We start from the raw sequence: 14,575 nt of genomic DNA, 5'->3' as shown, positions 1-14,575 counted from the left end.
GCCGTGACGTGCCCGACGAACGATCCGAACAGGCGGTGGCCGCGACCCGTGCTCCTTCGACAGCTCGAGTACCTGGTGGCGCTGGCCCGCACCGGGCACTTCGCGCGGGCGGCCCAGACCTGCTTCGTCTCCCAGCCGACCCTGTCCGAGGGCATCCGCAAGCTGGAGAGCGAGCTCGGGGTGCCGCTGGTGCGCCGGGGTCGCCGTTTCGAGGGGCTGACGGCGGAAGGTGAGGAGGTCGTGGTCTGGGCGCGCCGGATGCTCGCCGACCGCGACGCCATGACGGCTGGCCTGGCCGCGCTGCGCGCCGGGCTCGAAGGCGAGTTGCGGATCGGTGCCGTGCCGACGGCGGTCGCCGCGGTCGCGTTGCTGACCGAGCCGTTCTGCGCGGCGAATCCGCACACGACCGTACGGGTGCACGCGGATCTGCAGGGCGACGAGATCGTCAGGCGGCTGCGCGCATTCGAGTTGCACGGAGCCGTCACCTATCCGAGCCGGGAGCCCGATCTGCCGTTCGTTCCCCTGTACCGGGAGCGCTATGTCCTGCTGACCCAGGAGGCGGCGGAGTTCGGCGAGGAGGGGGTCAGCTGGGCGGAGGCCGCGGATCTGCCGCTGTGTCTGCTGCATCCGCGGATGGTGGGCCGCCAGGTTCTGGACGCGGTCTTCGCCGAACTGCGGGTCAGGGTGGCGCCGCGGGTGGAGACGGATTCGATCGCGTCGCTCATCTCCCATGTCCGCACGGGCCACTGGTCGACGGTCGTCCCGCACACCTGGCTGCACGTCTTCGGGATCCCCGCCGGAATGCGGGCCGTGCCCCTGGTACGGCCCCGGCGCAGTGCGCGCATCGGGCTGCTGCTGCCGCCTCGTACGCCGTTGTCGGTGATGGAGCAGGCACTGGCCGATCTGGCCCGTGACTCGGTCATGCACACGGTTCTGGACGAGCCACCGGGCTGAGTCGGACGACCTTGTGCAAGGACGCGCCGTTCCTCCGGCCGCCCATGGCGATCACGTCATGTACCTGATAGGCACGAAGTTGTGACGTCGCATCAGACAACTGGCTCAGGTGGCTCGCGGACGAGGGCGTACGGGGCCGCGGCGGTCATGGCCGCCCTCACCCTGCTGGCCGCGGGGTGCGGGGACAGTGACTCAAAAGGCTCGGGGGGCGCAGAGGGCACCCGGCTCACCGTCGCCGCACTGCCGTTGACGGACTCCGCGGCGCTGTACATCGCCCGGGACCGCGGCCTGTTCAAGAAGGAGGGCCTGGACGTCCGCATCCAGCCGGTGCAGCAGAGCATCCAGGCGCTGCCCGCCCTCTCCAAGGGGCAGGTCGACGTGATCGCGAGTGCCAACTACGTGACCTTCCTCCAGGCGTACGAGCAGGGCACGCTCGACGTCCGCATCCTCGCGGAGGGTGTGCGGACGGCGTCGCACATGATGGACGTCCTCGTGCCGAAGGACTCCTCGATCAAGTCCGTGGCCGACCTCAAGGGCAAGAAGGTCGCCGTCAACATCCTCAACAACATCCAGTCGCTGACCCTGAACGCGATCCTCGACCAGCGGGGCGCCGGACGGCCCGCCTACCGGCAGATCGCGTTCCCGCAGATGGGCCCCGCCCTGCAGAAGGGCCAGGTCGACGCGGTGCACGCGGTCGAGCCGTTCGACAGCGCGATCCAGAGCGACCTCAAGGCACGGGTGCTCGTGGACGGCGGCTCGGCCCCCGTGCAGTCCCTGCCCATCAGCGGGTACGTCACGACGGCGCAGTACGCGAAGAAGAACCCGGGGACGGCCGCCAAGTTCCGGCGCGCGATCGAGGCCGCTTCGAAGATCGCGGCCGGTGATCCGTCGGCCGTGCGCAAGGAACTGCCGAAGTACACCAAGGTGACGGCGGCGCAGGCCACATCGATGGGGCTGCCCGCGTACCCGTCGTCGACCGAGGCGAGCCGGCTGCGCCGACTGACCGAACTCATGCGGAAGCAGGGGCTGTTGAAGAAGTCCCTCGACCCCTCCTCACTGATCGTCGAGTGAGTCGTCCGCGGCGGCACGGACAGCGGCGCGGGCGCCGCGACATCGCGCTCGGCGTGCTCGGCGCGCTGCTCGCGTTCGGGGTGTGCGAGGCGGTGTCGCGATCCGGGATCGTGCGACGCGACTATCTGCCGCCCGCCTCCGAAGTGGTGCGCCGCGCCGTCGAGTTGGCCGGGGACTCCGCCTTCCTCGACGGGGTCGGGGCGACGCTGCGGGCCTGGGCCCTGGGGCTCGCGCTCGCCTGCCTGATCGCGGTGCCGGTGGGTCTGCTGCTGGGCAGCGTGCCGGTGGTGGACGCGGCGGTGCGGGCGATCGTGGAGTTCCTGCGGCCGCTGCCGTCGGTGGCGCTGATCCCGCTGGTGTCGCTGCTGCTCGGCTCCGGCACCGGGACGGAGGTCGCGCTGGTCACGTACGCGGCGGTGTGGCCGATCCTGTTCAACACGATGTACGGCCTCGGGGAGAGCGAGCCGCTGGCCAAGGAGACGCTGCGGGCCTTCGGGTTCGGGCGGGCCGCGGTGCTGCTGCGTGTCGATCTGGCGGGGGCGGCGCCGTTCGTGGCCGCCGGGATCCGGATCTCGGCGGCCGTGGCGCTGATCGTGGCGGTGGCCACGGAGCTGCTGTCCGGGTTCGGTGAGGGGCTCGGCATCTTCATCGCCCAGGCCCAGCTCGCCACGGACGGCACCCGGGACGTGCTCGCGGGGGTGGTCTGGGCGGGCGCGCTCGGCCTGGCCGTCAACGGCGTACTGGTCTGGGGCGAACGGCGGTTGTTCCCGTGGACGCCCGAGCGGCGGGGCGCGCGGCCGTGACCCGGCGGCCCGCACTCGGTGATCTGCTGCGCCTGCCGGTCCTCGCCCTCGCCGTCGGCATGTGGGAGCTGGCGGCCCGGACGCACGGCAGTGTGTTCTTCCCGCCGCCCTCGCGCATCGGTCGGCACGCGTACGACCTGTGGTTCTCCGGCCCGGCCGGTCATCTGTTCCTGACGGACGCCGCGGTCGACACGATCGGGCCGAGTCTCGGCCGGATGGCGGCCGGGTTCCTGCTCGCCGCGGCCGTGGGGATCGCCCTCGGCGTGGCGATCGGGCGCTCGCGGCGGGTGTACGCGCTGTGCGATCCGGTGCTCCAGTTCGCGCGGGCGGTGCCGCCGCCCGCGCTGGTCCCGGTGTTCGTCGTCGTCTTCGACTTCGGTACGCCGATGCAGATCGCCTCGATCGTGTTCAGCGCGGTGTGGCCGGTCCTGGTGAACACGGCGGAGGGCGCCCGGGGCACCGATCCGCTGCGCCTGGACGTCGCGTCCGTGCTGCGGCTCTCCCCGCTCGAACGGCTGCGGTTCGTGATCGTGCCGTCCGCGCTGCCCCGGATCTTCGCCGGGCTGCGGCTGAGCCTGTCGCTCGCGCTGATCCTGATGGTGTTCTCGGAGCTGCTGCCGGGCACCGAGAACGGGATCGGCTTCACCCTCACCGACGCCCAGTCCCGCTCGGATCTGCTCACCGTGTGGGCGGCGCTCATGCTCCTCGGCGTTCTGGGGTATCTGCTCAACACCGGCCTGCTGGTTCTGGAGAGACGACTGCTCGGCACGGGAAGGACGGCCTGACGGCATGACGACACCGGACAGCGGCGACGCGGGGACGACGGTCAGGGAGGCGGTCGTCGGGCTGTTGCGCGCGACCGGCATGACGACCGTGTTCGGCAATCCGGGCTCCACGGAACTGCGCATGTTCCGCGACTGGCCCGACGACTTCCGTTACGTCCTCGGGCTCCAGGAGGCGTCGGCGGTGGCGATGGCGGCGGGGCACGCCCTGGGCACGGGGCGCGCCGGGTTCGTCTCGCTGCACTCGGCGGGCGGGGTCGGCCACGCGCTGGGCAATGTCTTCAACGCCTACCGGGACCGGGTGCCGCTGGTGATCGTCGCCGGGCAGCAGGCCCGCTCCCTGATCCAGCTGCGTCCGTTCCTCGGCGTCGACGAGCCGGCGCAGTTCCCGCGGCCGTACGTGAAGTTCGCGCGCCAGCCGGAGCGCGCCGCCGACGTCCCGGCCGTGCTCGCCGAGGCGCACCGGATCGCGATGACGCCACCGCGCGGGCCGGTCTTCGTCTCCGTACCGGAGGACGACTGGGACGAGCCGGCGCAGCCGGTGCCGCCCCGTGCGGTGCACGCCGGTTTCACCGCGGACCCGGACGCGCTCGCCGCGCTCGCCGCCCGCCTCGACGCGTGCGCGCGGCCCGCGCTGGTGATCGGCCAGGGCGTGGACGACGAGGGCGCGCTCGATCAGGCGGTCGCGCTGGCCGAGCGGATCCGGGCCGGGGTGTGGATCAGCCCGCTGTCCGGCCGCTCCGGTTTCCCCGAGTCGCATCCGCTGTTCCAGGGGTTCCTGCCGCCGCTGGCCGGGGAGCTGGCGGCGCGCCTGGCCCCGTACGACGTGGTGGTGGCGCTCGGCACGCCCGTGTTCACGTACCACGTACCCGACGACAGCCCGCCGCTCCCGCCCGGCACCGACCTGTTCCATCTGGACTGCGATCCGGCGCAGGCGGCGTGGCTGCCCACGGGCACGAGCCTGGTCACCACGCTGCGCCCCGCTCTCACCGCGCTCGCTTCCTCGGTCGCCGCGTCGGACCGGGAACCACCTCCGCCGCGCACCCGGCCGGCGCCGGTGCCGGCCGGGGACCGGCTCACCCCGGAACTGGTCCTGGACGAGCTGCACCGCAGGCTCCCCCGCGACCGGGTCCTCGTGGAGGAGGCCCCCAGCCATCGGGAGGTGCTGCACGCGCGCGTGCCCGTCGATCTGTCGGGCGGGTTCCTCACCACGGGCAGCGGGGCGCTCGGCTGGGGCCTGCCGCTCGCGGTGGGCCGGGCGCTCGCGGACCGGCGGCGCGTGGTGTGCGTGCTGGGCGACGGGTCGGCGATGTACTCGGTGCAGGCGCTGTGGACTGCGGCGCGGCACGGGGCGCCGGTGACGTTCGTGGTCCTCGACAACGGCGGGTACGGGGCGGTGCGGGCGCTGGGCCGCAGGATCGACATCGCTCCGGTGCCCGGCACGGACATCGGCGGGATCGACTTCGCGCGGCTCGCCATGTCGTTCGGGGTGCCGGCCGACCACGCGGACCACCCGGACGACCTGGACAAGGCTCTCGACCGCGCGGTGACGCGGCCGACCGACGACGACGGGCCTCATCTGCTGCATCTGCACGTCTTGGGCACCGAGGGCACGCTCTACGCACCCTGGGCCAGGTGAGCGCGGCGCATGCTCCGGCTCGACTCCGTGTCCCAGTCCTACGGTGACCGCCGCGTTCTGCACGACGTCTCGCTGACGGTGCCGGGCGGTCAACTCCTGTGTGTCGTCGGCCCGTCGGGCTGCGGCAAGTCGACACTGCTGCGCACGATCGCGGGGCTGCTACCGGCCCGCGCGGGCACGGTCGCGATCGACGGGACACCGGTCACCGGGGTCCCGGACCGGCTCGCGGTGGTCTTCCAGGACTACGGCCGCTCACTGCTGCCGTGGCTGACGGTCCGCGACAACGTGGCGCTGCCGCTGCGCCGCCAGGGCCTGCGGCGCGCCGAACGCCGCGCGCTGGCCGGGGAGTTCCTCGACCGGGTGGGCCTGGAGGCGTCGGCCCGGCACTATCCGTGGCAGCTGTCCGGGGGCATGCAGCAGCGTGTCGCCATCGCCCGCGCCCTGGTGGTCCGTCCCTCGCTCCTGCTCATGGACGAGCCCTTCGGCTCGCTGGACGCCCAGACCCGCGAGGACCTGGAGGACCTGCTCCTGGAGGTGCACCGCACGGACGGCACCACGATCGTGTTCGTCACGCACGACATCGACGAGAGCGTCTACGTGGGCGACCGTGTCGTCGCCCTCTCCCCCGGCCCCGACGCGCACCTCACCCTCGACCTCCCGGTCCGGCTGCCCGCCGAACGCGACCAGATCGCCACCCGCGGCCTGCCCGAGTTCGTGACGCTGCGGGCGGAGGTGGGACGGGCGGTGCGGAGGCAGGGGCGGGTGTGAGATACGGGATGTACGGGTCCGAGGAGGCGGCCTGAGGACACGGAACTTTTCCCGTGCCCTGCAACAACCCGCCCGAATAGAGCAGTTGGGCTTCGCCGGCGTTCACCGCCCCATGCGGGCGGGCGCGCCGGCGGCCGGGGGTGCGCACCGGTCCTGCCGTCGTGGTCGGCGGGACGCGAGGGCCGGCCGGAGCGCCCCTTCCCGTGCGGCGACATCTCGGCCCTCCCGTCCCGCCGGAAGCCGGAACCCGCTGGCCGGCTCCCCTCGCTCCCCACTTTTCGCGCCTCCCACCCTGCGCAGAACGGGACGTCGGGCCCGCCGCCGCGCCGGTCGGCCCCACGACCGGGACCGGAGGTCCCGGCGGACACTGCGTGGACCACACATGGAAACGGTCGTTTCTGGAAAACCTTGCGCCTGAGTCCCTCGGCACCCGCCGCACGCAGCCGCCGTCTTCAGCGCACAGGAAAGGAGTCACGCCGGAGAAGGCGCGTCCAGGTCTTCGGGAGAAAGCGAGAACGCTCGTGTCCAGACGACCCCGCCGTACGCCACGGCGCCTGATCGCCGTCGGCGTCGCGGTCACCGCGCTCGCCACCGCCGCCGCCTGCTCCGGTTCCGGCTCCTCGTCCAAGGGGTCCAAGGGGCCGCTGGTGTTCGGGATCAGCGCGGACGCCACCCAGTTGCTGCCCTGGACGGCCACCGCCGTGCAGTCCCAGCAGGTACTCGGGCAGGTGTACAGCACACTCCTCGACCAGAACGCCGCACTCGCCCCGGTCAGCGGTCTCGCGAAGCTGCCGCAGGTCTCGAAGGACGGCCTGACGTACACGTTCACGCTGCGGTCCGGCGTCACGTTCTCGGACGGCTCCGCGCTGGACTCGGCCGACGTCACGTACAGCCTCGACCAGGTGCTCGACCCCGGGACCAAGGCGGTGGCGCGCAGTTCGCTGGGCGCGGTACGGAAGGTGACGGCGCCCGACGCGCGGCACGTCGTGATCACTCTGAAGTCGCGGGACGCGTCGCTGCTGACCGCTCTCACCAGCGTCAACACCTCGATCATGCCGTCGGACAAGTCGCTGGACGCGCTGAAGAAGAAGCCCGTCGGCTCCGGCCCTTACGCGTTCAAGAGCCGCACCCCGAACCAGTCGGTGACCCTGGTGCGCAACGCCGACTACTTCCGCGGCCGGCCCGGCCTGCCCTCCCTGGAGTTCCGTGTCATCCAGGACAAGAACTCCATGGCGTCGGCGCTGCGCTCCGGCTCCGTCGACATGGCCGTCTTCGACGATGCGGTCACCGCGAGAACGGCGAAGTCCGGCGGGGTCACGCTGCACACGGTGGATCAACTCGACTATCACGTGCTGCAGTTGAGGGCGGACGCGGCACCGTTCAAGAAGCTCGACGCACGGCTGGCCGTGCAGTGCGCGATCGACCGGCAGCAGGTCGTGAAGACGGCGGCGCTCGGCCAGGGCAAGGTCGTGGGGCCCTTCACGTCGCCCGAGTTCGCCTCCGACCCCGCCGCCCGGCCCTGCCCCACCCGGGATCCGCGGGCCGCCAAGAAGCATCTCGCCGCCGCCGGCGAGCCGAAGGGGTTCGCGTTCACCGCCCTCGTGCCGCAGGGGCTGTACTCCAGCGCCACCGACGAGGCGCAGAACCTTCAGGCCCAACTCGCGGACGTCGGGATCAGGATGAAGATCGAGACGCTCGACTCCAGTGCGTACGTCGACCGTTGGCTCGCCGGGACGTTCGACGCCGCCGTCGCGCTCAACGGCGCCGGCGCCGACCCCGCCCCGACGTACACCCGGTACTTCACCAGGGACGGGAACTTCAACAAGGTGGCGGGCTACCGGTCCGCACGCCTGGACAAGCTGTTCGCCGAGGGGATCGCGACCACCGACACGGCGGCGCGCGAGGAGATCTACACGAAGGTGTCGCGGGAACTGGAGGACAACGCGGCCTGGATCTGGCTGTACACCGGGCGCAGCCACATCGCGACGAGCACCCGGGTGCACGGCTTCGAACCGGTGACCGATGTGAGTCTGCTGAGCCTGTGGAAGACGAAGCTCGCATGACGCCGACCTCGTCAAGAACGTCGTCCGGAACGTCGTCCGCGCTGCTGCGGCTCGCCGCGCATCCGGTGCCGCGGCGGATCGGCGAGGCCGTGCTGACCCTGCTGGGCGTGAGCATCCTGACGTTCCTGGTGCTGCGGGTGCTGCCGGGCGACCAGATCACCGCGTCGTACGGCGTCGACGCCGGTGATCTGAGCGGGTCCCAGCGGGCCCAACTGCGGTCGTACTACGGCCTGGACAAGCCGCTGGCCGAGCAGTACTTCTCCTGGCTCGGCGGGATCCTGCACGGTCGCCTCGGCTACTCCGCCAACGCCGGGCAGAGCGTGGCGCACCTGACCGCGCACGCCCTGCCCGTCACCCTGGAGCTGGCCGTGCTCGCGATCGCGCTGGCGCTGCTGCTCGGTGTCTGCGGCGGCATGATCGCGGCGTCCCGGCCGGGTGCGCTGCGCGACGGCGCGGCCCAGACCCTGAGCCTGCTGGCGCTGTCGGCACCCGTCTTCCTCACCGGCACCGTCCTCGCCCGGGTGCTGGCCGACTCCTTCGGCTGGAACCCGAACGGCGAGACGTACGCCCCGCCGACCGGTGATCTGCCGCTGAATCTCCAGCAGATGGTGCTGCCCGCGCTGGTCCTCGGCGTGAGCATCGCCTCGCCCGTCGCACAGACCACGCGGGCGGCGGTCCTCGACGTGCGCGGCGAGGACTTCGTCACCACCGTCCGCGCCAAGGGAGTTACGGAACGCGCACTTCAGGTGCGGCATGTGCTGCGCAACGCGCTGATCCCCGTCGTCACCATGAGCGGGCTGCAATTCGGTTTCCTGCTCGGCGGGGCCGTGGTCGTGGAGCAGATCTTCTCGCTGCCGGGGATCGGCCGACAGGTGCTGCTCGGCATGGGGCAGAAGGAGTACGCGGTGGTGCAGAGCACGGTGCTGGTGATCGCGGTGCTGTTCGTCGTGGTCAATCTGGCGACCGATCTCGTCTACCGGCTCGTCGATCCGAGGGTGTGGTCGCGATGAGCGCACTGCCCACGCAGCCGGAGGCGATGGCGCCGTCCGCTCCGGCCCGCCGCGACTCGCTGCCGCGGGCGCTCGTCCGCAACCGGTCGGGGCTCGTCGGGGCCGTCCTGACCTTGCTGGTGCTGGTCGTCGCCGTCGCCGGATGGGCGGGCGCGGTGCCGTACGATCCGGCGGCGCAGGAGGTCGCCGTCGCGCTCCAGGGGCCGAGCGGCTCGCACTGGCTGGGCACCGACCAGTTCGGCCGGGACGTGTTCTCGCGGGTCGCCGCGGGCCTGGGCAGCTCGCTGCTCGTGGCGGCGGGGGCGGTCGCCGCGTCCGGCACGGTGGGGGTCGTCCTCGGCATCGTCGGCGGCTACTTCGGCGGGATCGCCGACCGGGTCATCGGCGTACTGACCAACGTGCTGTTCGCGTTCCCCTCGCTGCTGCTGGCCCTCGCCCTGGCCTCGACGCTGTCGCGCAACCGGGCGACGGTGGCGCTCGCCGTCGCGGTCGTGTACGTGCCGATCTTCGTTCGCGTGGCGCGCGGTCCGGTGCTGACGCTGCGCGGCACGGACTACGTCGTCGCGGCGACGGCCGTCGGCCAGCGCCGCCTGGCCACCCTGTTCACCCACGTGCTGCCCAACATGGGCGGCATCGTCCTGGTCCAGGTCACGCTCAGCCTCTCCTGGGCGGTGCTGACCGAGGCCTCGCTCGGCTTCCTCGGCTTCGGCACCCCGCCGCCCGCCGCGTCGCTGGGCGTGATGGTGTACGACGCCCGCACTCTGTCCGACGTGGCGCCCTGGCTGCTCGCGGGGCCCGGCGTCGCGCTCATCGTGTTCGTGTTCGGGCTCAATCTGCTCGGCGCCGGACTGCGGGACGTGTTCGACCCGCGGACGGGCGGCCGTCGTTGACTCCGCCGCCGGCGGACCCCGCGTCGTCCCCGCTCCGGAAAGGACCGCGATGCGCGTACTCGGCATGATCTCCGGCACCTCCCACGACGGCATCGATGTCGCCGTGGTCGACTTCACGCAGGACGGCACGATCCTGCACGGTCGTCTCGTCCATCACGGTTCGACGCCGTACCCGCCACGGCTGCGGGACGCTCTCGTGGCGGCGCTGCCCCCACGCCGGATCACCGCGGCGGACGTCTGCGCGCTCGACACCCGGATCGGGCAGGCCTTCGCCGACGCGGCCCGGGACGCGCTCGCCGTCGCGCCGGCCGACGCGATCTGCAGCCACGGGCAGACGCTCTACCACTGGGTGGAGGGCGCCACGGCCCTCGGTTCGCTGCAGATCGGCCGCCCGGCCTGGATCGCGGAAGCCACCGGGCTGCCCGTGGTCGGCGATCTGCGCAGCGCCGACGTCGCCGCGGGCGGGCAGGGCGCCCCACTCGTCCCGCTGCTCGACCTGATGCTGCTCGAACCGGCGGTGGCGGACGGGCTGCGGGCCGGGGCGCTGAACCTGGGCGGCATCGCCAATCTGACCGTCGTGGCGCCGGGTACGGATCCCGCCGCCTGGGACATCGGCCCGGCCAACGCGCTGATCGACGCGGTGGTGGCCGCGGCGCCCGGTACCCCGGACGCGTACGACCGCGACGGCCGCCTCGCCGCGTCCGGCACCGTCGACGAGGTCCTCCTCGACGCGCTGCTCGCCGAGCCGTACTACGCGCTCGCCCCGCCGAAGAGCTGCGGCAAGGAGCTCTTCGACGCCACGTACGTGGAGAAGGCGCTGCTGCACGTCGGCCGGCGGCCCGCCCTGGGCGACCTGGTCGCCACCCTGACCGCGCTGACCGCGGAGACCGTCGCCCGCACCGTGCGCCGGGCGCGCCTCGACGTCCTGTACGTGTCCGGTGGGGGCCTGCGCAATCCGGCGCTGATGGCGGCGCTCACGGACCGGCTCGCGGGCCTGCCCGTGCACCCGAGCGACGCGCTCGGCGTCCCGTCGGACACCAAGGAGGCGCTCGCGTTCGCCCTGCTCGGCTGGAGCACGTTGCACGGGCTGCCCGGGAACGTGCCCGGCTGCACGGGGGCGTCGGGCGAACGGGTGCTGGGCCATCTCACGCCCGGGGCACGGGGGTTGACGTTGCCCGGGGTGCCGTCCCAGCGTCCTCGGCGGCTGCGTGTCACCGGTGGCGGGGCATGAGGGCGGGCGCGGCGCACGGGCCGCGGGCGGGCGGCGCGAGCCCCGATCTGGCGCCCGTCGCAGGTGAGGTGCTGCGGACGGGCGGCCCCGTGTCGCGGCCCGCCGGTGTCTGTCTGGGGGTCCTCGTCGACGGCAAGGACCCGTCGGTCGCCGCCACGGGCCGGGCCCGGCTGCCCGACCGCACGGGACCGGGTGAACCGATGACCACGGGGCTGCTCTTCGACCTCGCCTCGGTGACCAAGGTGGCGGCCACCACCGCCGTCGTGATGCGGCTGGTCGCGGCGGGCCTGCTGGACCCGGACGCCCCGGTCCGCCGTCACCTGCCCGGCTTCCGCGGCAACGGCAAGGACCGGGTGACCGTGGCCCAGCTGCTCGCCCACCGCGGCGGGCTGGCCCCCTGGTGGCCGTTGTACTGCCGGACCACGGACCGCGAGGAGGCCCTGGACCTGGTGGAGCGGCTTCCGCTGGAAGCGCCGCCCGGGGCCCGGCGCGCGTACTCGGACCTGGGGTTCATGCTGCTAGGGCGGATCGTGGAGCGGATCACGGGCGCCGGGCTCGACGCGGCGTTCCGGCGGCGCGTCGCCGAACCGCTCGGGCTCGTCCGCACCCGGTTCGGGCCCGTGGATCCGGCCGCGTCGGCGGTGGGCAGCGACGGTGACGGGATCGAGGCGACCATGGTCGACAGCGGCCGCCCGTATCCGGTGCCCTGCACCAGCGCCGAGTTCACCGGCTGGCGCACCGCTCCCGTGCGGGGTGTCGTGGCCGACGGCAACGCCGCGCATGCCCTGGCCGGGGTCGGCGGGCACGCGGGCCTCTTCGCGCCGCTGGACGAACTGCTGCGCCTGGGTGCGGCGCTGGTCCACGACGACTCCTTCGTCCCGGCCGCGGTACGGGCCCGGTTCCAAGCCCCGGCCGATCCGCGCGCGCCCGAACAGGCCCTGGGATGGCGCCGGTTCACGCTGCCCGCGCCGGACGGACCGATCCCGATGGTCGGCCACGGCGGTTTCACCGGCACCCATCTCGCGGCGGCCACCGACCGCCCGCTCGTCGTCGCCCTCGCGGCCACCCGGCTGCACGGCGCGTGCGGGGCGGGCCGTGACGCCCTGGTCCCCGTCGACCTCCTGGCCCGCCGCGCCCATCTGGGCACCCTTCGCGTCCTCTTCGCCCCGCAGGAGCCGTCATGACCGCACCCGTCCCGGCCGAGGCCACCTCCGGGGGCGGCGCCCCTCCCGGCCCGCCCACGTTGCGGATCCGTGGGCTGTCCGTCGTCTACCGGGCCGCAGGGCGCGACGTCACCGCCGTCGACCGGGTCGATCTCGATCTCGCCGCGGGCGAGACGGTGGCGGTGGTCGGTGCGTCGGGATCGGGGAAGTCGACGCTGGCGGGCTGCGTCAACCGGCTGCTCGCCGAGAACGCGCGGATCACCCAGGGCTCTGTGCGGCTCGGCGACCTCGAACTCACCTCCGCGCCCGAGAAGGTCCTGCGGCAGGTGCGCGGAGCGCGGGTCGGGATGGTGCCGCAGGATCCGATGACCAACCTCGATCCGGTCGCCACGGTAGGCGCGCAGATCGCCGAGGCGCTGACGGTGCACGGGCGGGCCCGGGGCCGCGCGGCCCGCGACGAGGCCGCGGCACTGCTCGCACGCGCGGGGATCGACGACGCGGCGTCCCGGTGCGCGCAGTACCCGCACGAGTTCTCCGGCGGGATGCGCCAGCGCGTCCTGATCGCCATGGCCCTGGCCTGCCGGCCGGACGTCCTGGTCGCCGACGAACCCACCTCCGCGCTCGACGTCACCGTGCAGCGCCTGGTGCTCGACCAGATGGCCGAACTCACCCGGGAGATGGGCACGTCGGTGCTGCTCATCACCCACGATCTGGCGCTCGCCGCGGAGCGCGCCGACCGGGTCGTCGTGCTCCACGAGGGACGTGTCGTGGAGACCGGGCCGGCCCGCGCCATCATCGCCGAGGCCCGGCACCCGTACACCCGGCGACTGGTGGCGGCCGCGCCCGGCATCGCCCGGCCCAAGATCGCGCCGGTGCCGCGCCCCACCGGGCACGAGGATCCGGCGCCGCTGCTCGAACTGCGCGAGGTCTCCAAGGAGTACCGGGTGCGCGGCCGCCGCGATCCGCTGCGGGCCGTCGACGGCGTCAGCCTCAGCGTGCTGCCCGGCCGCACGGTCGCCCTCGTCGGCGAGTCCGGCTCCGGGAAGTCCACGACCGCCCGGATCGCGCTGCGCCTGGAGGACTGCGACGCGGGCGCCGCCTACTTCGACGCCACGGACATCACGCGCACGCGGGGGCGGCGACTGCTGCCGTTCCGCCGTGCGGTGCAGCCGGTGTTCCAGAACCCCTACGCCTCCCTCGATCCCCGGCACACCGTCGCCCGGATCGTCGCCGAGCCGTTGCGGGTGCACGGCGTCGGTGACGGCCGCGCCGGGCACCGGGCCGCCGTCGAGCGGCTCCTCGACCAGGTGGCGCTGCCCGCCGGGTACGCCGACCGCTATCCGCACGAGCTCTCCGGCGGGCAGCGCCAGCGCGTCGCCCTCGCCCGCGCCCTCGCGCTCGGGCCGCGTCTGATCGTGCTGGACGAGGCGGTCTCCGCGCTCGACGTGCTCGTCCAGGACCAGATCCTCGACCTGATGGTCGACCTCCAGCGGGAGCTCGGCCTCGGCTATCTGTTCATCAGTCACGACCTCGACGTGGTCCGGCTCGTCGCCCACCACGTCCTGGTGATGCGCAGGGGGCGCGTCGTCGAGGAGGGCGTACCGGAAGCGATCTTCGAGCGGCCCGGCCATCCGTACACCCGGGCGCTCATCGACGCGATCCCCGGAAGCGGAGCGCGTGGCGCGTGCGGTCCGCGGCGGCCTCCGTGGTGATCAAGTCGCGCACGGGGTGCGTGAGTTGGTGAGTGTCATGAGGCTGTAACGGTGATCGGTCCGCCCTCGCTTCGGCAGCGGCGGCCTGGCAGACTACTGAGGATGCTCTGACCGCCGCGGGGGAGGACCGGACGGTATGACAGCGACGATCTCCGTGCGCGTGGAGGGCCCGGTCGGCCTCGACGAACCCGAGGAACTCCTCGTCGAACTGGGCCGGGAGACCGGCCTCGACTGGCGGCTCGACCAGCCGGACGACGAGCGCGGCACCCTCGACGGGGGCCTGAGCGCGGCCCTGCTCATCGCGGTCCTCAGCAGCACCACCGGCGCCGTCGTGCAGGCCACGGTCCAGCGCGCGATCGACAACTGGCGGGGGCGCAGGCTCGATCCGCCGCAGGTCACCGTCATCGTCCTGCCGCCTCAGCCGCCGACGCCGACCTCCGACGCCGACGACGCCGAGCAGCCCGCAGTGTCCGAGGGGAGCTGACCGGC

General features: G+C 73.2%; 13 protein-coding genes. All 13 read left to right on the top strand.

Annotated elements, in window-relative coordinates; all coding sequences use genetic code 11:
* Positions 1–48: 48 nt before the first annotated feature.
* The 13 genes from J3486_RS02360 (at position 49) to J3486_RS02300 (ending at position 14,570) form a co-directional block, all read left to right on the top strand.
* Positions 49–954 (top strand): LysR family transcriptional regulator, encoded by a 906-nt coding sequence (locus J3486_RS02360; protein WP_207818216.1) that lies wholly within the window; start codon positions 49–51, stop codon positions 952–954.
* Between the two features lie 147 nt (positions 955–1,101).
* Complete coding sequence (locus J3486_RS02355) at positions 1,102–2,025, top strand: ABC transporter substrate-binding protein (protein WP_207818215.1); 924 nt, start codon at positions 1,102–1,104, stop codon at positions 2,023–2,025.
* Positions 2,022–2,828 (top strand): ABC transporter permease, encoded by an 807-nt coding sequence (locus J3486_RS02350; protein ID WP_207818214.1) that lies wholly within the window; start codon positions 2,022–2,024, stop codon positions 2,826–2,828. The genes J3486_RS02355 and J3486_RS02350 overlap by 4 nt, the downstream gene beginning before the upstream one ends.
* Positions 2,795–3,613: an ABC transporter permease gene (locus J3486_RS02345; protein WP_307804656.1), complete on the top strand. Its 819-nt coding sequence runs from the start codon at positions 2,795–2,797 to the stop codon at positions 3,611–3,613. Before J3486_RS02350 ends, J3486_RS02345 begins: the two co-directional genes overlap by 34 nt.
* A 4-nt stretch (positions 3,614–3,617) precedes the next feature.
* Positions 3,618–5,249, top strand: coding sequence for a benzoylformate decarboxylase (gene mdlC / locus J3486_RS02340; RefSeq protein WP_207818213.1), 1,632 nt, complete (start codon positions 3,618–3,620; stop codon positions 5,247–5,249).
* Between the two features lie 9 nt (positions 5,250–5,258).
* Complete coding sequence (locus J3486_RS02335) at positions 5,259–6,017, top strand: ABC transporter ATP-binding protein (RefSeq protein ID WP_207818212.1); 759 nt, start codon at positions 5,259–5,261, stop codon at positions 6,015–6,017.
* 521 nt (positions 6,018–6,538) lie between these two features.
* Positions 6,539–8,080: an ABC transporter substrate-binding protein gene (locus J3486_RS02330; RefSeq protein WP_207818211.1), complete on the top strand. Its 1,542-nt coding sequence runs from the start codon at positions 6,539–6,541 to the stop codon at positions 8,078–8,080.
* Positions 8,077–9,090, top strand: a complete 1,014-nt coding sequence (locus J3486_RS02325) for an ABC transporter permease (protein WP_207818210.1) — start codon at positions 8,077–8,079, stop codon at positions 9,088–9,090. Before J3486_RS02330 ends, J3486_RS02325 begins: the two co-directional genes overlap by 4 nt.
* Positions 9,087–9,980: an ABC transporter permease gene (locus J3486_RS02320; RefSeq protein WP_207818209.1), complete on the top strand. Its 894-nt coding sequence runs from the start codon at positions 9,087–9,089 to the stop codon at positions 9,978–9,980. The genes J3486_RS02325 and J3486_RS02320 overlap by 4 nt, the downstream gene beginning before the upstream one ends.
* Before the next feature lie 49 nt (positions 9,981–10,029).
* Positions 10,030–11,211, top strand: a complete 1,182-nt coding sequence (locus J3486_RS02315; protein ID WP_207818208.1) for an anhydro-N-acetylmuramic acid kinase — start codon at positions 10,030–10,032, stop codon at positions 11,209–11,211.
* The gene (locus J3486_RS02310) at positions 11,208–12,395 is read left to right on the top strand and encodes a serine hydrolase (protein WP_207818207.1); all 1,188 of its coding nucleotides are present in this window, start codon (positions 11,208–11,210) and stop codon (positions 12,393–12,395) included. The genes J3486_RS02315 and J3486_RS02310 overlap by 4 nt, the downstream gene beginning before the upstream one ends.
* Positions 12,392–14,086 (top strand): ABC transporter ATP-binding protein, encoded by a 1,695-nt coding sequence (locus J3486_RS02305; protein WP_207818206.1) that lies wholly within the window; start codon positions 12,392–12,394, stop codon positions 14,084–14,086. Before J3486_RS02310 ends, J3486_RS02305 begins: the two co-directional genes overlap by 4 nt.
* A gap of 136 nt (positions 14,087–14,222) precedes the next feature.
* Positions 14,223–14,570, top strand: a complete 348-nt coding sequence (locus J3486_RS02300; protein ID WP_207818205.1) for a hypothetical protein — start codon at positions 14,223–14,225, stop codon at positions 14,568–14,570.
* The last annotated feature ends 5 nt before the right edge of the window (positions 14,571–14,575 follow it).

The organism is Streptomyces sp. VRA16 Mangrove soil, assembly GCF_017377775.1.
Taxonomy (GTDB): domain Bacteria; phylum Actinomycetota; class Actinomycetes; order Streptomycetales; family Streptomycetaceae; genus Streptomyces.
Note: the sequence above shows the minus strand (reverse complement) of the source record. Positions and strands in the feature narration are given on the sequence as shown.